Source organism: Haloferax sp. S1W, assembly GCF_044593955.1.
GTDB lineage: Archaea > Halobacteriota > Halobacteria > Halobacteriales > Haloferacaceae > Haloferax.
In genome coordinates, this window is the sequence record NZ_CP172595.1 from 1,405,583 (window position 1) to 1,425,576 (window position 19,994).

19 protein-coding genes are annotated in these 19,994 nt (G+C 62.1%); 10 read left to right on the forward strand and 9 right to left on the reverse strand.

Annotation, left to right across the window (positions count from 1 at the left end):
- Positions 1–264: 264 nt before the first annotated feature.
- The gene (gene purH, locus ACH9L7_RS07410) at positions 265–1,887 is read right to left on the reverse strand and encodes a bifunctional phosphoribosylaminoimidazolecarboxamide formyltransferase/IMP cyclohydrolase (RefSeq protein ID WP_396613083.1); all 1,623 of its coding nucleotides are present in this window, start codon (positions 1,885–1,887) and stop codon (positions 265–267) included.
- Positions 1,888–2,076: 189 nt separating this feature from the next.
- Between purH and purB the strand changes: the two genes are divergently transcribed.
- The 9 genes from purB (at position 2,077) to ACH9L7_RS07455 (ending at position 10,340) form a co-directional block, all read left to right on the forward strand.
- Positions 2,077–3,468: an adenylosuccinate lyase gene (purB, locus tag ACH9L7_RS07415; RefSeq protein WP_396613084.1), complete on the forward strand. Its 1,392-nt coding sequence runs from the start codon at positions 2,077–2,079 to the stop codon at positions 3,466–3,468.
- 284 nt (positions 3,469–3,752) lie between these two features.
- On the forward strand, positions 3,753–4,826 hold the full coding sequence (locus tag ACH9L7_RS07420; protein WP_396613085.1) for a glucose 1-dehydrogenase: 1,074 nt from the start codon (positions 3,753–3,755) through the stop codon (positions 4,824–4,826).
- Positions 4,823–5,455: a transcriptional regulator GfcR gene (gene gfcR / locus ACH9L7_RS07425; RefSeq protein ID WP_396613086.1), complete on the forward strand. Its 633-nt coding sequence runs from the start codon at positions 4,823–4,825 to the stop codon at positions 5,453–5,455. Before ACH9L7_RS07420 ends, gfcR begins: the two co-directional genes overlap by 4 nt.
- Positions 5,456–5,578: 123 nt before the next feature.
- Complete coding sequence (locus ACH9L7_RS07430; protein WP_396613087.1) at positions 5,579–5,923, forward strand: glutaredoxin family protein; 345 nt, start codon at positions 5,579–5,581, stop codon at positions 5,921–5,923.
- A gap of 144 nt (positions 5,924–6,067) precedes the next feature.
- Complete coding sequence (locus ACH9L7_RS07435; protein WP_396613088.1) at positions 6,068–6,631, forward strand: hypothetical protein; 564 nt, start codon at positions 6,068–6,070, stop codon at positions 6,629–6,631.
- Positions 6,632–6,763: 132 nt separating this feature from the next.
- Positions 6,764–7,735, forward strand: a complete 972-nt coding sequence (locus tag ACH9L7_RS07440) for a phosphoadenosine phosphosulfate reductase family protein (RefSeq protein WP_396613089.1) — start codon at positions 6,764–6,766, stop codon at positions 7,733–7,735.
- Positions 7,736–7,863: 128 nt separating this feature from the next.
- Positions 7,864–8,817 (forward strand): phosphoadenosine phosphosulfate reductase family protein, encoded by a 954-nt coding sequence (locus ACH9L7_RS07445; RefSeq protein ID WP_396613090.1) that lies wholly within the window; start codon positions 7,864–7,866, stop codon positions 8,815–8,817.
- A gap of 35 nt (positions 8,818–8,852) precedes the next feature.
- Positions 8,853–9,515: a hypothetical protein gene (locus ACH9L7_RS07450; protein WP_396613091.1), complete on the forward strand. Its 663-nt coding sequence runs from the start codon at positions 8,853–8,855 to the stop codon at positions 9,513–9,515.
- 114 nt (positions 9,516–9,629) lie between these two features.
- Entirely contained in the window at positions 9,630–10,340 is a 711-nt protein-coding gene (locus tag ACH9L7_RS07455; protein ID WP_396613092.1) for a diphthine--ammonia ligase, read from the forward strand.
- A gap of 91 nt (positions 10,341–10,431) precedes the next feature.
- On the opposite strand, the gene ACH9L7_RS07460 is transcribed toward ACH9L7_RS07455, so the two are convergent.
- A complete protein-coding gene (locus ACH9L7_RS07460) occupies positions 10,432–11,406 on the reverse strand; it encodes a sugar phosphate nucleotidyltransferase (RefSeq protein WP_396613093.1) in 975 nt (324 codons plus the stop codon).
- 114 nt (positions 11,407–11,520) lie between these two features.
- Here ACH9L7_RS07460 and ACH9L7_RS07465 point away from each other — a divergent pair, with 114 nt between their 5' ends.
- Positions 11,521–11,820 (forward strand): transcriptional regulator, encoded by a 300-nt coding sequence (locus ACH9L7_RS07465; RefSeq protein ID WP_396613094.1) that lies wholly within the window; start codon positions 11,521–11,523, stop codon positions 11,818–11,820.
- 28 nt (positions 11,821–11,848) lie between these two features.
- Here the strand turns inward: ACH9L7_RS07465 and ACH9L7_RS07470 are convergent, their stop codons facing one another.
- The 7 genes from ACH9L7_RS07470 to hpt all read right to left on the reverse strand — a co-directional run bounded on the left by ACH9L7_RS07470 (position 11,849) and on the right by hpt (position 19,787).
- Entirely contained in the window at positions 11,849–12,532 is a 684-nt protein-coding gene (locus ACH9L7_RS07470; RefSeq protein WP_396613095.1) for a type 1 glutamine amidotransferase domain-containing protein, read from the reverse strand.
- 87 nt (positions 12,533–12,619) lie between these two features.
- A complete protein-coding gene (locus tag ACH9L7_RS07475; RefSeq protein WP_396613096.1) occupies positions 12,620–13,924 on the reverse strand; it encodes an ABC transporter ATP-binding protein in 1,305 nt (434 codons plus the stop codon).
- Positions 13,921–15,003, reverse strand: a complete 1,083-nt coding sequence (locus ACH9L7_RS07480) for an ABC transporter ATP-binding protein (RefSeq protein ID WP_396613097.1) — start codon at positions 15,001–15,003, stop codon at positions 13,921–13,923. Before ACH9L7_RS07480 ends, ACH9L7_RS07475 begins: the two co-directional genes overlap by 4 nt.
- A complete protein-coding gene (locus ACH9L7_RS07485; RefSeq protein ID WP_396613098.1) occupies positions 15,000–16,157 on the reverse strand; it encodes an ABC transporter permease in 1,158 nt (385 codons plus the stop codon). Before ACH9L7_RS07485 ends, ACH9L7_RS07480 begins: the two co-directional genes overlap by 4 nt.
- A complete protein-coding gene (locus tag ACH9L7_RS07490; protein WP_396613099.1) occupies positions 16,157–17,131 on the reverse strand; it encodes an ABC transporter permease in 975 nt (324 codons plus the stop codon). Before ACH9L7_RS07490 ends, ACH9L7_RS07485 begins: the two co-directional genes overlap by 1 nt.
- Before the next feature lie 16 nt (positions 17,132–17,147).
- Positions 17,148–19,019, reverse strand: a complete 1,872-nt coding sequence (locus ACH9L7_RS07495; RefSeq protein WP_396613100.1) for an ABC transporter substrate-binding protein — start codon at positions 19,017–19,019, stop codon at positions 17,148–17,150.
- A 201-nt stretch (positions 19,020–19,220) separates the two neighbouring features.
- Complete coding sequence (hpt, locus tag ACH9L7_RS07500; protein WP_396613101.1) at positions 19,221–19,787, reverse strand: hypoxanthine/guanine phosphoribosyltransferase; 567 nt, start codon at positions 19,785–19,787, stop codon at positions 19,221–19,223.
- Positions 19,788–19,994 lie beyond the last annotated feature (207 nt).

Here is a 19,994-nt window from a genome sequence, read left to right on the forward strand (position 1 = left end):
GCCAACATCCGAGAGTCATCTTATCAATCTCTTGGGCTGTCGGCTTGGTTGACACTGTTTGTGTGGTACAGCGGTGGTCGGAGTTGTGTGTCCGCGCTACACCCGGATACGAGTTTCCGCCACTAATCGTGGCGGAAACACCGCTGCACTCACGCAGTTCGTGCACCGGACTTTAGGCCCTCCTTCGCTTCGCTCAATCGTGCCTGAAATCGCGTGAGACTCGCTGCGCTCGTCTCACTGACTTCCGTCACTTCCTCGCTTCGCTCAGTCGTGACGGAAGCACCGCTGTCCCGTGAATACCATCGCAATCCCGCGCTCGTTGCAGGCCTCGATGACCTTGTCGTCGTTCACCGACCCACCGGGCTGGATGACCGCCTCGATGCCCGCGTCTGCCGCCTTCTCGACGCCGTCCGGGAACGGGAAGAACGCGTCGGAGGCCATGATGGCTCCCTGCGCGTCCTTGCCCTCGGCGTGTTCTTCGGCCTTCATCGAGGCCAGTTCCACGGCGTCCACGCGGGAGACCTGTCCCATGCCGACGCCGACCGTCTCCGTGCCCTTGGCGAAGAGGATGCCGTTGGACTTCACGTGCTTCAGAACCTTCCACGCGAAGAGCATCGTCTCTAACTGCTCGTCCGTGGGCTCGGTTTCGGTGACGATTTCGAGGTCGTCGAGCGTCGGCGTCCAGAGGTCGCGCTCCTGGACGAGTCGCCCGCCGACGAGCGCCTTTTCGGTGTAGGTTTCGGTGCGGTCGTCGAGTTCGCCGACATCGCCAGACTGCGTCTGGCTGCCCGGCAGATGTAATCTGCCGACGTCGAGGACGCGGAGGTTCTTCTTCTCTGTGAGCACGTCGAGCGCGTCGTCGGTGTAGCCCGGCGCGACGACGACTTCCTTGAACGAGTCGATGATGAGTTCGGCCGTTTCGGCGTCGCACTCGCGGTTGAGGGCGACGATACCGCCGAAGGCACTCATCGGGTCCGTGGCGAGCGCGTCGGCGTACGCCTCTGCGAGGGTGTCGGCCGTGGCGCACCCGGCGGGGTTGGTGTGCTTGATGACCGCCGCGGCGGGTTCGTCGAACTCCTTGATGAGGTTGAGCGCGCCGTCTGCGTCGTTGTAGTTGTTGTACGACAGACCCTTTGCGCCCTCGTTGAGTTGCGGTGCGCCGACAACCGAGGCTTCGTCACATGTCTCGTCCACATAGACGGCGGCGTCCTGATGCGGGTTCTCGCCGTACCGGAGCGTGTCGTAGCGGTCCTCGGAGGTGACGCGGCGCTCGGGAAGCCCGGCAGCCTCGTCGCCGTCGATGGTGACAGAATCGTCTTCGACTGTCACGCGACCCTCGGCAAACCAGCGAACCGCACGCGGGTAGGCCTTGAACTCCGCCTCGTAGAGCACGCGGTGTTTCAGGTCGTCTTCGTCGTCGTCGCTGTAGACCGGGACAGCCTCCTGTGTGACGATGGGGCCGCCGTCGACTTCCTCGTCGACGACGTGGACCGTACAGCCGGTCGTCTTGACGCCTGCATCGAGAACCTGTTCGTGGGCATCCATCCCCGGGAACGCGGGCAGAAGCGAGGGGTGGACGTTGAGCGTCGTCGGGGCTTCGTCGAGGAACGTCGAGGTGAGAACGCGCATGTAGCCGTCCAGACAGACGATGTCGAAGTCGTAGTCCGAGAGCACATCGAGGATGCGCTCTTCGTGCGACTCGCGGGACTCGTCGTCGTCGCGTTCGACGACTTCGGTCGGGACGTCGTGTTCGGCCGCCCAGTCGAGGATTGGTGCCTCGGCGTGGTTCGAGACGACGACGCCGAGTTCGGCCCCGCCCGGGGCACGGTCGGCGATATTTCGCAGGTTTCGTCCACGGTTGCTCGCGAGTCCGGCGATGGTGAGCATGTGAAAGACGCGTGTCGCAGTCCTCAAAGTGGTTGCGGTCCGGGCGGCCAAATCTATCCTCGTTTGTGTATATGTCGTCGGGGACTTCGGACGAAAGGGCCAGCAAATATTCACACCCGTGCGTATGTTCGGGTCCCAGCGCGGAGTCGAACCACCACCGTTTAACCCCCGCACCGAGACGAGTCAACCATGACCGACGCCGACCGGAACGACCCGCTGTATGCGGTGTCGCCGCTCGACGGGCGCTACGCCTCCCGAACTGCACCACTGGCACCGCACGTGAGCGAGGCCGCGCTTATGCGTGCCCGTGTGCACGTTGAAGTCGAATATCTCCTCGCACTGGCCGACCTCGACGAGACGCCGCTGTCGTTTTCGGACGCAGAGCGCGCAGACCTCAGAGCGCTCTACGAGGAGTTCGACGCCGACGACGCCGACCTCGTCAAGCGCCTCGAAGTCGAAGGCGCGGAAGGATTCTCCGCGACGAACCACGACGTGAAGGCCGTCGAGTACTTCATCCGCACCGAGACGCCCGAGTCGGTCCATCCGTGGATTCACTTCGGCCTCACCTCCGAGGACGTGAACAACCTCTCGCATCGCCTGATGGTCAAAGGTGCCGTCGAGGACGTTCTCGTTCCCGAACTCCGCGATATTCGCGACGAACTCGTCGCGCTCGCACAGGAGTACCGCGACGTACCGATGCTCGCGCGCACCCACGGCCAACCGGCCACGCCGACGACGTTCGGCAAGGAGATGGCCGTCTACGCCTCTCGCGTGGGGCGCGCGCTCGCTCGTATCGAAGCCGCGAACGACGCCATCTCCGGCAAACTCGCCGGTGCCTCGGGGACCTACGCGGCCCACGTCGCTGCGTATCCCGACGTGGATTGGCGCGCCTTCTCCCGCGAGTTCGTCTCGTCACTTGGCTTCGAACACACCGCGCTCGCCACGCAGGTCAACCCCTGTGACGACCTCGCGGCGCTGTTCGACGCCTTCCGCGGCGTCAACAACGTCATCGTCGACCTCGACCGCGACGCGTGGCTCTACGTCTCGGACCGCTACCTCGGACAGGAGGCCGTCGAAGGCGAGACTGGCTCGTCGACCATGCCGCACAAGGTCAACCCCATCGACTTCGAGAACTCCGAAGGTAACCTCTCGAAGGCGAATTCGGACCTCACGTTCCTCGCGGACTACGTGACCACCTCGCGCCTCCAGCGCGACCTCTCGGATTCGACCGTCAAGCGCAACATCGGGGCCGCGTTCGCCCACTCGCTCATCGGGTACAAGAAGACGCAGGCTGGCCTCGGGAAGGTCGTTCCGAACGAGCACGTGATGCGCGAAGAACTGGACGATACGCCCGCTATCATCGGCGAGGCGGTCCAGACGATTCTCCGGCGCGAAGGCGATACGCAGGCCTACGAGCGTGTGAAGGAACTCACCCGCGGCCGCGAAGTGACCCTCGAAGACTTCCACGACCTGTTTTCCGACCTCGACGTGACAGAAGAGACACGCGAGGAACTGCTGGCGCTCACGCCTGCGACCTACGTCGGACTGGCCGACGAACTTGTCGACGACGCCGACAACTAACGAGGCAACTCTTTTTTGCGATACTGCGGTGCGAGCGACCGCTCTCTCGGAGTGGCTGGTTTCTTCAGAAACGTACCGCGGCGGTGGCCGACTGGGCACGGGCGTCGGCCGCCAACGGTACTGGCACGGGATTCGGTGAACGCCGACACGGTTGGGCTGGACAGTTGGTCCGCACGAGGCGGCGCGTCATGGGCTGGTAAGACGACGCGAGGCGCTCACCGTACTATCAATTATTTACTCATCATAGAATAAGTCTTTTGGTGGGGTGGTGCGTTTGTAGCGGTATGAAAGCTATCGCCGTCAAACGCGGGAAAGACAAACCGGTCGTCATCGACAAGCCACGACCGGAACCCGAGGCCGGGGAGGTTCTCGTCCGAACGCTTCGGGTCGGAGTCGACGGAACCGACCACGAGGTCATCGCCGGAGGGCACGGCGGATTCCCGGAGGGCGAAGACCACCTCGTCATCGGCCACGAGGCGGTCGGCGTCGTCGTCGACCCCAACGACACCGAGTTAGAAGAAGGCGACATCGTCGTTCCGACGGTCCGCCGCCCGCCCACGTCGGGAACAAACGAGTACTTCGAAAAGGGCCAACCGGACATGGCTCCCGACGGCGCGTACGTCGAACGCGGCATCGTCGGCGCGCACGGATTTATGTCCGAGTACTTCACCAGTCCCGTCGAGTACCTGATTCGAATCCCCCGGTCACAGGCCGACCTGGGGTTCCTCATCGAACCGATTTCTATCACCGAAAAGGCGCTCGAACACGCCTACGCGACCCGCTCGGCGTTCGACTGGGACCCCTCGTCTGCGCTGGTTCTCGGAAACGGCAGTCTCGGTCTGTTGACGCTTGCGATGCTGAAATCTGACGACAAGGCCTACGAGTCGCTCTACTGTCTCGGCCGCCGCGACCGACCCGACCCGACCATCGACATCATCGAGAAACTCGGCGGAACCTACGTCGATTCCCGTGAGACCCCCGTCAACGAGATTCCAGACGCACACGAACACATGGACTTCATCTACGAGGCCACCGGGTTCCCGAAACACCCGATTCAGTCGGTACAGGCGCTGGCTCCGAACGGCGTGGCCGCCCTCCTCGGCGTCCCGAACGACTGGTCGTTCGAAGTCGACGCCGGAGCGTTCCACCGCGAGATGGTCCTTCACAACAAGGCACTCGTCGGAAGCGTCAACTCCCACGTTCGCCACTTCGAGGCCGCGACAGTCACGTTCACGAAGCTCCCGCGGTGGTTCCTCGATGATCTCGTCACTGACGTCTACCCGCTTTCGGACTTCGAGGAGGCGTTCGTCGACGACGACACCACTATAAAAACGGCCATCGAATTCGGCACTGTATGAAGAACGTCGACGACCTCATCGCCAGCGCGGCCGAGCTGGCGGACCGAGGTCTCTCGAAAGGAGAGATTGCAGACGAACTCAACGTCTCGCGCGAGACGGCGAGCTGGTTGGTCGAGCGAAGCGGCACCGCGGCCGAACCCGAACCGGCCGAGGAACCCGATGGTCCCCACGACATCCACGTCGACTGGAACGCAATCGGGAGCGGCGGCGCACGCCTCACGTACGTCGGCCGCGCGCTCGCCGACCTGCTGACCGAGTCTGACGGTCCCGCGGAAGTCACCGTCGGTATCGAAAAAGCCGGTGTCCCTCTCGCCACCGTCGTGTCCCGCGAACTGGAGACGTCGCTCGGGTCGTACGCCCCGGCGAAACACCAGTGGGACGAAGGCGACATAGACGACATCAGCGGTGGCTTCTCCCGAAACTTCGCGCCAGTCGAAGGCCGTGAGTGTTTCATCGTCGATGACACCGTCACGAGCGGGACGACGCTCAAAGAGACCATCGAGGCCATCCGCGCCGAAGGTGGCGTTCCGCTCGCGTGCGTCGTCATCGTGGACAAACAGGGCGTCGAGGAGATAGATGGCGTTCCCGTCCACTCGCTCATCAACGTCGTCCGCGTCGGCGAGCAGTAACACCGTCCGCGCCGACAGGCAGTAATACCGCCCGCGTTGGCGGGCAGTCACGCCATCTCCCTCGACGGGAATCCCGCGCGGAACGACGCAACCCATTTGTCGTCGGGGCCGCTACCTGGTGCCATGACGTTCCAACCCGAGAGCTTCGACCCCGATGAGGTCGACGCCCGCGTCGAGGAAGCCATCGAAAACAACCACGTCGTGCTGTTCATGAAGGGCAACCGTCTGATGCCCCAGTGTGGCTACTCCGCGAAGGCGCTCGAACTCATCTCCACGTACGTCGACGAGTTCGAGACTATCGATGTCCTCCCGGCGCTTCCGCACTACCGAGAGGCACTAAACGAACACAGCGGCTGGGAGACGATTCCGCAGACGTTCGTCGACGGAGAGTTTATCGGCGGCAGCGATATTCTCGAAGAACTCGAGGAACGCGGCGAACTCGAATCGACCCTCGACGGCACCAACTAATCGACCGACTGAACCGGGATTTTCCGATTCGTCATCCGCCAAACCGAAAGGGGAGACAATATAAGTCTCCATCGCGTACACACACACAGGTATCGAAACCGCGTGTGCCCGCACCGTGGGTCATCGTCGATACCGAAGCCAACAATGTCAGGCCGCGTATATCGACTCCATTCGACGCTGGAACTGCCACTCGAAGAGGTAATGGACTACTTCGAGAACGACCCCGACCTTCCACCGGAGGTCGAGGACGTGGACATCACGCGCCGCAACAACACCCTCATCATCAAGGCCGTCTCCACCGACGATAGCCTCAGCAAGTACACGCCGACGGCCCAACTGAAAGCGAGCGTGACCGAGAACCGCGTGTACGAGGAGGAGCCACCCCGTGCGGGTGCGCCAGCCTGGGGAGAAGAAGAAGAGGAGATTCCATCCGAACTCGTCGAGTTCGCCTGTTTCAAAGGTGACCTCGAAACCGTTCTGCAAAACACCGCGCTTCAGTACCCGATGTTCCTCGTGCTCCGCGAGATTGCACTGCTCTCGGAGAAGGGGACGCTGACCGCGATTACGGAAAACGACGGCGACCTGCAAGCCACGCGTATCGTCGAGGGCGAGACGCGCGCTGCCTCGGTCGAAGTCGTCGAGAACCCACAACAGAACTCGTCCAGCGACAGCGGTGTCAACTGGCGCGACAACAAGTTCATCTCCTGACCTCGCTCGGTCTCTCGTCTCTTCGCTGGCGACCGGCGCGTGCGGCCGACTCTTTGTTATTTGATACCATTCGCCTCTCACTTCCGCGGACAAAAGGAATTTATGCGTTGTAATTAGATGTAATTACGAGTCATGTCACAAGCCTTCCCAGACCACCTCGACGTCGACTACACCGACGGTGAGGGGGAGACGCCGGACGATTATCCGAGCATCGAGGACAAAATCGAAAAGGCCATCGAAGTCACGAAGCAGGGTCTCGAACAGTACGAGAACCCCGCCGTCATGTGGACCGGTGGCAAGGACTCGACGCTTACGCTCTACTTCATCAAAGAAGTCGCAGAGCGCTACGACCTCGAAGTCCCCCCGACGGTCTTCATCGACCACTACCAGCACTTCGACGAAATCATGGACTTCGTCAAGCACTGGGCCGACGAGTGGGACCTCGAAGTCATCTGGGCGCGCAACGAGAACGTCGGCGAATACGTCGACGAACACGGTCTCGAACCCGGCGACGACATCGAAATCTCTGAGCTCTCCGAGCACAACCAGCACCACATCCGCAACATTCTGGAGTACGAAGAGGACACCTTCCCGTTCCTCCTCGACACCTACGTCGGCAACCACCTCTTGAAGACCGTCGCGCTCAACGACACCCTCGAAGAGTACGATATCGACGGCGTCATCTCCGGCGTCCGCTGGGACGAACAGGAAGCCCGCGCCGACGAGACGTTCTTCAGTCCCCGTCACGACCCCGACATCTACCCGCCGCACGACCGCATTCAACCCATCCTCCAGTTCGAAGAGAGCGCCGTCTGGGACGCCTTCTGGTACTTCGCAGTCCCGGACACTGTCGAGAACTACCCCGAAGACGGCTACGTCCCCAAAAGCGACGCCGACCTCCCCGAGGGCGTCACGCAGGAAGACGTTCCCGTCTCGCCGAAGTACTTCGCTGGCTTCCGCAGTCTCGGCAGCGAAGTCTCGACGGACAAGTCCGCCGAGGAACCGGCGTGGCTGCAGGACATGGAGAACACGACCGAGCGCGCAGGCCGCGCCCAGGACAAAGAGGACCTGATGGAGCGCCTGCGCGACCTCGGTTACATGTGAAGTCGGCACGCAACTGACGCGCTCGCGGACGACTTTTCTGAGCGCTCGTTCGCACAGCGTATCGGTCTCGGTCCCCGAAACTCTGTCTCGCAGGAAAGTAGATAGTGTCAGCCGTCGATACGTAGGGTATGGTTCTCGCGTTTCCCGACTACCTGAGCCTCGATTACACCGACGGCCGTGAGCAGACCGCCGCCGACTATCCGACTCTCGAAGACAAACTCGAAAAAGCCGCCACCGTGACCGCGACGGCGCTCGAACAGTACAAGAGACCCGCCGTCATGTGGACCGGCGGGAAGGATTCGACTGTCGTCCTCTACGTGGTCCGTGAAGTCGCCGCCGACATGGGCGTGCCCGTTCCGCCGGTCGTCTTCATCGACCACTTCGAACACTTCGACGAGACGGAGGCGTTCGTCCACGAGTGGACCGAGAAGTGGAACCTCGACCTCGTCGTCGCCCGCAACGAGGACATCGCCCGCCTCGATGCCGAACCGGGCGACGGACTCGCGCTGTCGGACCTGAGCGCGGAGACCCGACGCGAACTCGACCGCCTCGGCTACGAGGGAGACACGCTCGTCCTCGACGCCGACACCTTCGAAGGCAACCACCTCTTGAAGACCGTCGCACTCAACGACGTGATTTCCGACCACGGGTTCGACGGTATCTTCTCGGGCGTCCGCTGGGACGAACAGGAGGCCCGCGCCGACGAGACGTTCTTCAGCCCCCGCCACGAGTCCGAGAAGTACCCGCCGCACGACCGCGTCCACCCGATTCTCCAGTTCGAGGAGGCCGACGTGTGGGCGGCGTTCTGGAACTACATCGTCCCCGACTCCATCGAGGGCTATCCGGCAGGCCACGTCCCCGAAACGTCCGATGACCTCCCGGCGGGCATCGCTCCGTCGGACCTTCCTGTCTCGCCGAAGTACTTCGAGGGCTACCGCTCGCTCGGCACCGAATCCGGGTCGGCGAAGACCGACGACCGCCCGGCGTGGGTGCAGGACCTCGGTGCGAGCAAGGAACGTGAGGGCAGAGCGCAGGACAAAGAGAATCTGATGGAGCGGCTTCGGGACTTGGGATACATGTAGAAAGAAATACATGAACTCGCTCACGAGGCACACCTGTGCCCTCTCTTGACCCTCCACAGCAACGCCTCATTCTCCTCTCGCTCGGAACCGCAGTACTCTTCGCGGTCGTATTCGCGCCGCTTGGGTCCGTCTTTTGGACCTACGAGTACACCGTCGAACCCATCGAACCAACTACTGCAGGACTCGACGGGTGGTTGAGTTGGCCCGAGAAGACCGCCATGTGCGCCGGGTCCTGTACGCTCGCGCCAACCGTCCGAGACGACGGTCCGCGGGTCGTCTCGGAGTCGACCTACTCGGGTGCGAACGCGTTCGACAGAGAGAAAACACTCGTCGTGTTTCCGAACAACGACCACGCGTTCTACCGACCGAACGCCACGCACTACGAGAACGACACAGTCCGTGTTGCACTCACTCCAGTCTCGAACGCCACGGCGCTCAAACTCGCGTCGACACCGGCGAGCGATTTACCGCGAGGTGTTCAGCGAATCGTTCGAGAAGGGACAGTTCGAACGAGTCGTCCGCTCATCGGGACCGAATTCTGGAAACGTACCGACGCCGTCGTCTCGTACGACGGCTCGTACTACCGAGACTATGTGGCCACAGACCGTGAGAACATGAATGGCGCGATGTTCATGGTTCGAATTACCCTTCTTTTCACCGGGGTTGGGCTCTGCTACTGGGCCGGTCGAATCGACTGACTTCTCTGGGGGCCGCCCGCGAGTGAGCGATATATCGCGATTGCGCCGCGCGTCCCCGAGTAAGCCGAAACTCCACACCGTAGCGCCTATCTCCCCTAACCCGCTATCGCCCCCATGGCATCCGAGTGGGTCAGCCTCTTCTCCGGCGGGAAGGACTCCTCGTGGGCGCTTTATCGCGCGCTCGAAGAGGGACTGAACGTCTCCCGTCTTCTGACCGTCCACCCCAGCGACGACTCGTACATGTACCACGTCCCCGCGACGGACCTCACCGCCCTCGCGGCCGAGAGCATCGGTATCGAACAGGTGAACGTCCACCCCGGCGACCTCGATGCGTCCGCCGCCGAGGACTCCGGCGCACAAGGTGATGCGGAACTCGAACCCCTCGAAGCGGCCGTCTCGGACCTTCAGTCGGAACTCGACGTTGCGGGCGTCACCGCGGGCGCTATCGAGAGCGAGTTCCAGACGAACCGCATCCAGGGAATGTGCGACCGTCTCGAAATCGACCTCTTCGCCCCACTCTGGCAGGAAGACCCGTGGGACCTCGGCCACGCGATGCTCGATGCGGGCTTCGAAATCACGCTGATTCAGGTCGCCGCCCACGGCCTCGACGAGTCGTGGCTCGGCCGAACCCTCGACGCGGCGGCGCTCGACGAACTCGCCGAACTCAACGACGACTACGGCGTCCACATCCTCGGCGAAGGCGGCGAGTTCGAGACGTTCGTCACCGACGGGCCGCACATGGACCGGCCAATCGAACTCGAATACGAGACGGTGTGGGAGCGGACGCGGGGCCACCTCGACATTACTGACGCGTCCCTCGGCTGAGAGGCCGTTCGACCACGTCTTGTTCGGTGTCCGGAAAGCGTCGCAACTCACGGGTACGAAAATAAAGGGACGAAATCGGTGCGACGAGTGCTTACTGCCCGTGGCCGTTCGTCAACTGCGAGTGTGCGCCGATGAGCGCATTCGAGAGGTCGAGGTTCTCGATTCGGGTCTCCTCGTCGACGATAGAGCCTTTGAGTTCGGCGTCACGGATGACCGCACCGGGGAAGACGACCGTTTCTTCCAGGTGGGAGTTTTCCACGACTGCGCCGGCCATGACGTGGACGTTGGTTCCGAGCGTGGAGTTTTCGACCGTGGCGGAATCGTCGACGTAGTTCTCGCCGCCGAGGTACCACGCAACCGCGTCGAGATAGCTCTGGGGCGTTCCGATGTCGAACCACGCGCCGTCGAAGGTGTACGCGAAGACATCGCCTTTCTGCTGAAGCCACTGCATGAACCACCCGGGTTCGTCTGGGTTGTTGTCACCCGCGAGGTACTCCTCGAACTTCGGCAGGTCGGCCGCCGGGATGGCGTAGCACGCGATAGAGACCAGCGTACTCTTCGGGTCCTCGGGTTTCTCCTGGAAGTCGACGACGCGGTCACCGTCGAGTTGGACGAGGCCGTAGGATTTCGCGCGTTCGCGGCTCTCTACGTCGTAGGCGGCGAGACAGGGCGAATTCTTCTCGTAGAAGAAGTCGACGAAGTCGCCCACGTCGAAACTGATGAGGTTGTCACCGGCGATGACGACGAGGTCTTCTTCGACGTTCTCGCGGTCGATGAGTTGTGCGAGGGCTCCCACCACCCCGAACTTCTCGTCTTCGGCGCTCGTGTCTTCGACCGAGAGCGTCGGCTTATCGAACGGTGACTCCGCGAGGTAGTCTTCGAACGCGTCTGCGAAGCGCTCGTTCGTACTGACGAATACCTCAGACACCCTCTCGTCGGCTTCGAGATCCTCGAAGATGGTGTCGATGACGGTGTCCTCGCCCACCGGTAAGAACATCTTTGGGCGGTGTTTCGTGATTGGCCAAAGACGCGTCGCGTACCCACCTGCAAGGACGACTGCTTTCATACTGTTGAAGTCCCACCACGAGTTCAAGGCCTTTTTGCATCCTCTCTATTTTGCTGACAATACACTCCCCGAAACGCCAGAAGGGATTTTCCCGTTGCCTCCCAATGTGTCGATATGACCGACCGGGAGTCTTCCGCGACGACCCGCCAGCGAATCGCCGATGTCCTCCGTTCTAACCCCGCAACCGCCTCCGAGCTTTCGACCACGGTCGGCGTGCCCGCCTCGTCCGTCTACGGGCACCTCCAGCACGTCGCTCGGTCGATTCACAGCGACGACGACGAGCAGTTTCTCGTCGCCCCGCCGGAGTGCCGGAACTGCGGGTTCAGCGCCTTCGACGACCCAGTGAACTACCCCTCGCGGTGTCCGGAGTGTCGGAGCGAAGGTATCGAAGAAGCCGTGTTCAAAATCGAGTAGCGCGTCTCGGTCGCGCTCCGTCTCCCGCCTATGCGACGTCCAACTCGTCCAAGAGCGTCTGCGCCGCTTCCGCGGACGAACCGGGGCCACGAGCAGTAATCAGGTCGCCGTCGACGGTGACACTCGTCTCGCTGTCGAGTTCGGCGTCCCAATCGCCGCCAGCGGCTTTCACCTCGTCTTCGACCCAGTACGGAAGCTTGCGACCGTCGGGCAGCAGGTCATCGTCGTCGACGATGTCTGCTTCCCACTCGTTCGGGAAGCCAGTGACTGCGCGTCCATCGACGAGGTGCGAACCGTCGGCCTCGCGAGTGAACGCCAGAATACCGGCTGCGTGGCAGACGACGAGCGCCTTGCTCTCGTCTCCGGCGACGCCCTGCAAGAGGGCCTGCCGGGCGTGTCGGTCTTGGTTTACGTCCCAGACGGTTCCGTGGCCGCCGGGGAAGACGACGGCGTCGTATTCGTGGGCGTCAACCGCCGCGAGCGGGTCGGGGTTCTGCAGTCGTTCGTCGTTCTCGTGTACGTCGCGGACGTGCTCGGCGAGTTCCTCGCCGACGCTTTCCGGGTCGATAGAGCGCTCGTCGACCACCGGAACGCCTCCAGTCGGTGTGGCGACGGTGATATCGACGCCCGCGTCGGTCAGGGTGGTGAGTGGCTCGATACACTCCTCGCCCCAGTAGCCATGTTCGCTCACGATGAAGAGTGCGGATGTCATCGACGCGGGGTATGAACTGACGGTAAAAAGGAAGCGGGAAGGCGGAAACCCGGTGTGGGTTCCCGCCGAGTCGTCGCGACTCGCTACTTAATCGTCGCTCGCGGGCGGTTCGATGGTCACACCTTCGTCGACGAGATGGCAAGCGGCGGTCGCACCGTTGCCTGCCGTTTCGAGGGTCGGCGAATCGTGCTCACAGACGGTGGTGAACGCTTCGTCGAGCGTCTGAGCGGCCTGTTCGTGGTCGCCCTCGACGAGTTCAGAGATGCCCTTCGTGAGGATTTCCTCGGCCGTCGGGTCCGAGAGCGTCTCCGGAATGTCGAACTCGCGGCGAAGCTCTTTCTGGACGGCATCGTCCGGGACCGCTTCGGGCTCGTTCGCAACGCCCTCGGCGACGAGGAACGCCCGAACGTCGTCGACATCGAGACCACCGTCGACGCGGAGTCGGAAGTCGAGGACGTGCCGCCACTCGGTCTGTTCGAGGTCGAACTCCGCGGGCGGGATGACCTCGGGACAGCGCGTGTGGAACCGACACCCGGACGGCGGGTTCGACGGACTCGGCACGTCGCCGGTGAGTTCGATTTGCTCGTTCCGTCGAGAGGGGTCCGGCGTCGGAATCGACGAGAGAAGTGCGCGCGTGTACGGATGTTGTGGGTCGTCGAAGAGCGTCTTCGTGTCCGCAACCTCGACGATTTCACCGAGGTACATCACGGCGACGCGGTCACACACCTCGCGGACGACGCCGAGGTCGTGGCTGATGAACACGATGGCGAGGTCGAACTCGTCTTGGAGTTCGCGCATCAGCGAGATAATCTCCGCCTGAATAGACACGTCCAGCGCGGAGACGGGTTCGTCGGCGACGATGAGGTCCGGATTAAGGACCAACGCCCGCGCGAGCGCGATGCGCTGTTTCTGGCCGCCGGAGAACTCGTGCGGATAGCGGTCGAAGGCAGTCGCTGACAGGCCGACGCGCTCTAACAAGTTCTCGACGATTCGGCGACGGCGACTCCGGTCGCGCATCCCGTGGATGGCGAGCGGTTCGGCGACCGATTCGCCGACGCTCATTCGCGGGTCGAAACTCGACGATGGGTCCTGGAACATCATCTGTGCCCGTCGGCGGAACGCCTTCAGTCGGGTGTCGTCGAAGTCGGTGATGTCCTCGCCGTCGAAGACGATGTTGCCGTCCGTCGGCTCTTCCAACCGGAGGAGCGACGTTGCAGCCGTAGATTTCCCACAGCCGGATTCACCGACGATGCCCAGCGTCTCGCCCGGTTCGACATCGAACGAGATGCCGTCGACCGCTTTCACCCGGCCGACTTCCTTCTTCAACACACCCTTCGTAATCGGGTAGTGCTTCTTGAGTCCGCGAACCGACAGCAGCGGGTCGGAACTCATCGGTCGTCACCTCCCGATTCGTCCGCGGCAGCGTCGGAGTCGGCAAACTCGTCTCCGCCGTCCGTCACGGTCGATTCGGAGACGGCGTCGCCACGAATGACCGACGCATCGTACCCCGGTCCATAGTACACGCATGCGGCCTCGTGTTGACTGCCCACTTCGAGCAGTTGCGGATGGTCGCCTGCGCGGCAATCAGCCGTCGCGTGCGGACACCGCGGGTGGAATCGACACCCTGCGGGTGGGTCCTTCGGGTCGGGAAGCGTGCCACCGATGGGTTTCATCGACTGCCCCTGTCCAGGGAGACACCCGAGAAGCGCCTTCGTGTAGGGGTGCGACGGTTGTTCGAACACCTCGTAGACGGGACCCGTCTCCATCACCTTCCCCGAGTACATGACGACGACTCGGTCGGCGATTTCGGCGACGACGCCGAGGTCGTGAGTGACGAAGACGATACTCATCCCGAACTCCTCTTGCAGGTCGCGGAGGAGTCGGAGAATCTGCGCCTGAATGGTCACATCCAGCGCGGTGGTCGGTTCGTCGGCGATGAGGAGGTCCGGGTCGGCCGCCAGCGCCATGGCGATGACCACGCGCTGTTTCATGCCGCCGGAGAACTCGTGGGGGTAGTCGTCGACACGAGTTGTTGCCTCCGGGATGCCGACACGGTCGAGCAGGTCGATGGCGCGGTCACGCGCCGCCTCCTTCGACACGTCTCGGTGGAGTCGAACCGCTTCGACGATTTGTGCCCCGACCGGATAGACCGGATTGAGCGCACCCTGCGGGTTCTGGAAGACGTGGGCGATTCGTCCGCCGCGGATGTCTTTGAGGCGGTTTTCGGAGGCCTCGGTGAGGTCCTCGCCGTCGAACAGAATCTCACCGCCGGAAATCTCGCCCGGTGGCATCGGGATGAGTTTCGTGATAGACTCACAGGCGACAGTCTTCCCTGAACCGGACTCGCCGACGACACAGACCGTCTCACCGCGAGCGACATCGAACGAGACGCCGTCGACGGCGCGAACGGTTCCTTCGTTGGTGTTGAACTGGACGCGCAGGTCGCGGACGGAGAGAAGCGGGTCGGTCATGCGTCTCCCTCCGAACGTGGGTCCAGCGCGTCACGTAACGCGTCGCCGACGAAGTTGAACGCCAGCACCGTGAAGAACAGGAACACGCCGGGGATGGTCGCAATCCACCAGGCGCTGTCGAGGTCGCCGCGACCCGAGGAGATGACCTGCCCCCACGACGGCGTCGAGGGGTCGGTCAACCCGAGGAACGCGAACGTCGCTTCGAACAGGATGAACGACGGGATGAGAAGCGTCGCGGCCGTGATGACCGTGTTCGAGACGTTCGGCATCAGGTGTCGGCGGATTATCCATCCGTCCGAGGCACCGGCGTTTTCGGCGGCCTGAATGTACGACTCTTCGCGCCGCTGGAGCGCCTCGGAGCGCACTAGTCGCCCGATGCCGCCCCATCCGAGGAAGCCGAAAATCGTGATGAGCAAGAACAGACTCGGCTTGAACAGGTAGGTCACGATGAGGAACAGGAAGAACGTCGGGAACGTCTGCTGGATGTCGACGTAGCGCATCAGCACTTCGTCGACGAGGCCGGAGAAGTACGCCGCCGACGTGCCGACGACGGTTCCGATGCTGATGACGATAAGCATGGTGATGAGACCGACCTGCATGCTCACGCGCATGCCGAAGACGACGAGTCTGGCGATGCCTTTCCCGTCGCTCGTCGTCCCGAGCGGGTACTTCCACGACCCGTGACACATCCCATCTACGACCTGTCCCACACAACTCGTGGGGACGCTGGAGTCGACGGTGAGGAACACCGGCGGTTGGTACGCCGCGAGGACGTTCAACTCGGGTTTCGCGATGAGCATCGGGCCGAACGTCCCGAGGACGAAGACCACGAGGAGGTAGATGGCGCTGATGACCGCGGCGCGGTTCTTCTTGAATCGCCGCCAGTAGTACGCCGTCAGGCGGCGGTTATCGGCGAGCGGCCACGCCACGAAGAAGACGCCTGCGAGGAGCGTGAGGAGGAACAGCCAGTTCGTCCCCGAGAGGAGCGCCGATTCGGTGAGGAACACGTCGTAGGCGACTGCGACGACGTAGGCCAGCGCGGAGGTACCGAGTGCCAGCGTTCGGCGCGTGAAGCCGAGCCCGCCGATTTCGTCCCAGTCGACGTCCTCGAAGCGGTCGGTTGCGGCCGTATCGGAGCGCGTATCGGCCGCCATTATCGATCACCGTAGCTGATTCGCGGGTCCAACACGGTGTAGGCGATGTCCTGTACGAGATTTCCGATGATTGCGATGAACACCGGGATGAGCGTCGTCGCCATGACGAGCGCCGTGTCCTGTTGGATGATAGCTTTGTAACTCAACAACCCGAGACCGGGAATCTGGAAGACCACCTCCGTGATGTACGCCCCGGCGAAGAGCAGGCCGAGGATGTCGGCGACGAGGATGGTCATAAGCGGGACGAGCGCCGGTCTGAAGATGTGCCGGATGAGGACGCGCCAGTCGTCCGCACCCTTCGCCCGCGCCGTCTTTACGAAGTCGGCGTGGACGTACTCCAGCGCCTCAGCGCGAGAGTAGCGCATGTTGCCCGCGATGGCTCCAGTCGAGAGGACGATGATTGGCAAGATGAGTTGCTTGGCGTTTGCAACCGTCCATACCCCACGTCCTGTCTGGTAGTAACTGGGCAACCACCCCAAGTCCACGGCGAACACCAGTATCAGCATGATACCGAACCAGAAGTTCGGGATGCTGATGCCGAAGAAGGCCGTGAACGTCCCGAAGTAATCGGTCAGCGTGTACTGGTGGGTCGCCGAGTACAGACCGATAGCGTACCCGGCCACGATAGAAATGAGCGTCGCTGGAACGGCGTACATCAACGAGTAGGGGTACGCTTGGGCGATGGCGTCTAACACCGGTTGGTTCCGGGTGAACGACCACCCCCAGTTGAGGGTCGCCATGTTCACCATGTAGTTCTTGTACCGGGTCAATAGCGGTTCGTCGCGGCCAGTTATCTCGTCGAACGTCTCCTGTGCCTCGTCGACGTCGCCACCTTGGGTGGCGGCTTTGAACGCGAAGGCCGTCTGGCCGTCACCGGGTGCGACGGCGAGGAGGCCGAAGGTGATACTCAAGATAAGATACGTCGCAACCACTGCCCACGCGACACGGCGGGCGACGTACCAGTGCATACTCATCGGGGACCCTCCAGATTCACTCGAAGGTGTAGTCGCCCGACAGGTTGTCGGCGAGCATCTGTTTGGCGTTCGCGGTGCCGTAGTGTTCGCCCACGCCGGTCTTTTCGACCTTCGAGTCGTCGAACCAGTCGGAGTACTCGGGCTGGTGCGTGTGGGCGACCTTGGCGTAGCCGCGGTCGATGTTCTCGACGATGGTCTGCTTGTTCACACCCATCGAGAGCGCCTTGCGGATTTCGCGGGTACGCAGTTGGTCCCAGCCGTTTGCGCGCTGGTTGTACGCGAGGATGGAACAGAACGCGTTCGGCGTCTGGATGACCTTCGTCGACGAGAGGTCTTCGAACTTCTTCGCCTTCGAGGAGGGGATACCAGTGTAGCTGACTTCGCCAGTCTCGAACGCCGACAGCCGGGTCGACTGTTCGCCGAACACCTGGTACTTCTTCTGTTCGAAGTACGGCGTGCCGTCGTAGCCTTCGACTTCGCGGAGGTAGTAGTTCTCGTTGCGCTTCGCCACGAACACCGACTCGCGGTCCCAGCGTTCGAAGGTGTACGGACCGAGGTTGCCGGAGTAGGTAATCTCCTGAATCTCCGTCGACTGGTTGAGTTTGTTGCCGCCGTCGTCCATGTCGCGGTATTTCTCGACGAGACCCTTCGGCAGGCACATCGCCCCCCACATGATGGGCTTCTTGACGAACGCCGGGTCGACCTCGGGAAGTTGGATTTCGAAGCTCAGTTTGCCCGTCTTCTCGACCGGGATTGGCTCCTCGCCGCGGAACCAGTCGGACTGGTTCACGTCGCCCGCCCAGTTGTCCTCGGCCTGATGGACCTCCTTGATGTAGTAGACCCAGTCGTCGGCCGTCATCTGGCCGTAGTCGCCGCCCCACTGGAGGTTGTCGCGGAGGGTGAACTCGTAGTTCTGCTTGTCGTCGGTGTCGATGGACTCGACCCACCGCGGAACGACGTTGTCGTCGTTATCCAGCGAGTATGCTCCGTCGAGCGTCAGCGAGAGGCGGTTGCTCGACGACGTGTCGTTGATGCGAATCGGGTTGAGCGTCTTTGCATCCGTCCCCGCACCGACGCTGTACGCGTCCGCGACCGATGGCGTGCTACCCGACTCGCCACGGAAGAACTGCTGAGCGTTGTACCCGATACTTGGACCGGCGTCGATGCCGTTGATGCCCTTCTGGAAGCCGTTGAGGTCCACAGAGAACTCGTAGAAATTCACCGGCTGGTCGTGACTGAGAACGCCGAAGACGTTTGCGAGGAGTTCCTGACGCTTTGCCTCGTCAGTCTCTTGGGACGCTTCGTCGAGCATGCCCGCGATGTCCTCGCTCGGGCGGTAGCCGTAGAAGTTGACCGTGGACTGCTTTCGTTTCTTCTCGCTCGTCCAGAAAGGTCGAATCGCGGTCGGCGTTCGGGGATACGAGTTGAAGCCGATGCCGAGCATGAGGTCCCACTGCTCTTGGCTCGTTGCTTCGTCACGCGGCCCCGCGTTGAACGAAGAACGCTCCTCGCTGTCGTCCGGCTTGTACGTGTTCTGGGCGTACTTCGACAGCATCGTGTTGAACGGGACACCCGTCAACTCGACGCCGATACCCATCTTCCCGTACTCCTGTTTCATGAACTGAGCGATGGTCTTGGTCGTCTCGCTGCCCGTGCTGTAGACCATGCTCAGCGTGACCTGCTCGCCGTCGGGACCAACGAGCGTGTCACCGAGGTCTTGGGCGGGCGTCGAGGTAGAATCGTCACCTCCACCGCCATCGCCGTCACCGGTGGTCGTCGCGTTCTCACCCCCATCACCAGTACATCCAGCGAGGCCTACGAGCCCGCCTGCACCAATTGTCCGAAGGAGTGACCGTCTATCGAATCTGACATTGTTACGTGATGCCATATCATCTCTGACAGTCAATAATGTAAATAACCTTCGATTATTTATGGTATGACACTGATACCCCGGAGCCGTCTTCGAAAACGAATAAACTATTTAATCGGGGTCGAGAAAGTTGTGAACTAGTTTCAACCGAGATGACGATGTCTCAATCTGAGATGTGTCTATTATCCATAACAACAAAGTGGTGGAAAAAAGCGGTCTTCAGTCGTCGCCGTGTTCGTCGACGATGATAACTTCGCCGTCTTCGACGGTCACGTTGATGAGCGTCTTGACGTGGTGTTCGGAGTCGTCGAGTTCGTTCGAGCCGGCCTTCTTGATGATAGCAACGGTGTCGACGACATCCGCGCCGATGTGGTCGAGCGCGTCGAGGACGGCCTTCATCGTGCCACCCGTCGAGAGCACGTCGTCGAGGACGAGGACGCGGTCGCCCTCGTTGACATCGTTGATGAACATGTCGCCCTCGGAGTACCCGGTCTGCTGGTGGAGCGAAACCTCACCGTCGAGACCGTACTCTCGCTTTCGGATGACGACGAGCGGAATATCCGTCATGAGCGACACGGCCGTGGAGATGTGAATCCCCATCGCCGCGGGCGTGACAATCTTGTCTACGTCTTCGAGGTTCGCCTTGCGGATGATTTTAATGACGATTTCACGGAGCAGTCCGGGCTTGAGCATCGGAACCCCGTCGCTGATGGGATGAACGAAGTATTCGTAGTCGCCTTTTTCGATAATCGGCGCGTCGAGAAGGGACTGACGCAACTGGTCCATGTCGCTCGTTCCCGGTGTTCGGCATAAAATGTGGCGGTTCGCGGTCTCACGGGTAGGCAGACCCACGATGGACGGTATCGACTCGCGTGCGTCCTCGGAGAAAGTCGCGTGCACCCTCGCAGAATCATCACACCACGCTACATCACCCCGCGTGGAGCAGTCGCTCCCGAGCGATACCACTCTCGTGTCACGCGGTTCGAATCCGAG

Bases quoted from the DNA above. Each gene is read 5' to 3' on its own strand.
- purH (WP_396613083.1), bottom strand. From the start codon at position 1,887: ATGCTCACCATCGCCGGACTCGCGAGCAACCGTGGACGAAACCTGCGA.
- purB (WP_396613084.1), top strand. From the start codon at position 2,077: ATGACCGACGCCGACCGGAACGACCCGCTGTATGCGGTGTCGCCGCTC.
- ACH9L7_RS07420 (WP_396613085.1), top strand. From the start codon at position 3,753: ATGAAAGCTATCGCCGTCAAACGCGGGAAAGACAAACCGGTCGTCATC.
- gfcR (WP_396613086.1), top strand. From the start codon at position 4,823: ATGAAGAACGTCGACGACCTCATCGCCAGCGCGGCCGAGCTGGCGGAC.
- ACH9L7_RS07430 (WP_396613087.1), top strand. From the start codon at position 5,579: ATGACGTTCCAACCCGAGAGCTTCGACCCCGATGAGGTCGACGCCCGC.
- ACH9L7_RS07435 (WP_396613088.1), top strand. From the start codon at position 6,068: ATGTCAGGCCGCGTATATCGACTCCATTCGACGCTGGAACTGCCACTC.
- ACH9L7_RS07440 (WP_396613089.1), top strand. From the start codon at position 6,764: ATGTCACAAGCCTTCCCAGACCACCTCGACGTCGACTACACCGACGGT.
- ACH9L7_RS07445 (WP_396613090.1), top strand. From the start codon at position 7,864: ATGGTTCTCGCGTTTCCCGACTACCTGAGCCTCGATTACACCGACGGC.
- ACH9L7_RS07455 (WP_396613092.1), top strand. From the start codon at position 9,630: ATGGCATCCGAGTGGGTCAGCCTCTTCTCCGGCGGGAAGGACTCCTCG.
- ACH9L7_RS07460 (WP_396613093.1), bottom strand. From the start codon at position 11,406: ATGAAAGCAGTCGTCCTTGCAGGTGGGTACGCGACGCGTCTTTGGCCA.
- ACH9L7_RS07465 (WP_396613094.1), top strand. From the start codon at position 11,521: ATGACCGACCGGGAGTCTTCCGCGACGACCCGCCAGCGAATCGCCGAT.
- ACH9L7_RS07470 (WP_396613095.1), bottom strand. From the start codon at position 12,532: ATGACATCCGCACTCTTCATCGTGAGCGAACATGGCTACTGGGGCGAG.
- ACH9L7_RS07475 (WP_396613096.1), bottom strand. From the start codon at position 13,924: ATGAGTTCCGACCCGCTGCTGTCGGTTCGCGGACTCAAGAAGCACTAC.
- ACH9L7_RS07480 (WP_396613097.1), bottom strand. From the start codon at position 15,003: ATGACCGACCCGCTTCTCTCCGTCCGCGACCTGCGCGTCCAGTTCAAC.
- ACH9L7_RS07485 (WP_396613098.1), bottom strand. From the start codon at position 16,157: ATGGCGGCCGATACGCGCTCCGATACGGCCGCAACCGACCGCTTCGAG.
- ACH9L7_RS07490 (WP_396613099.1), bottom strand. From the start codon at position 17,131: ATGAGTATGCACTGGTACGTCGCCCGCCGTGTCGCGTGGGCAGTGGTT.
- ACH9L7_RS07495 (WP_396613100.1), bottom strand. From the start codon at position 19,019: ATGGCATCACGTAACAATGTCAGATTCGATAGACGGTCACTCCTTCGG.
- hpt (WP_396613101.1), bottom strand. From the start codon at position 19,787: ATGGACCAGTTGCGTCAGTCCCTTCTCGACGCGCCGATTATCGAAAAA.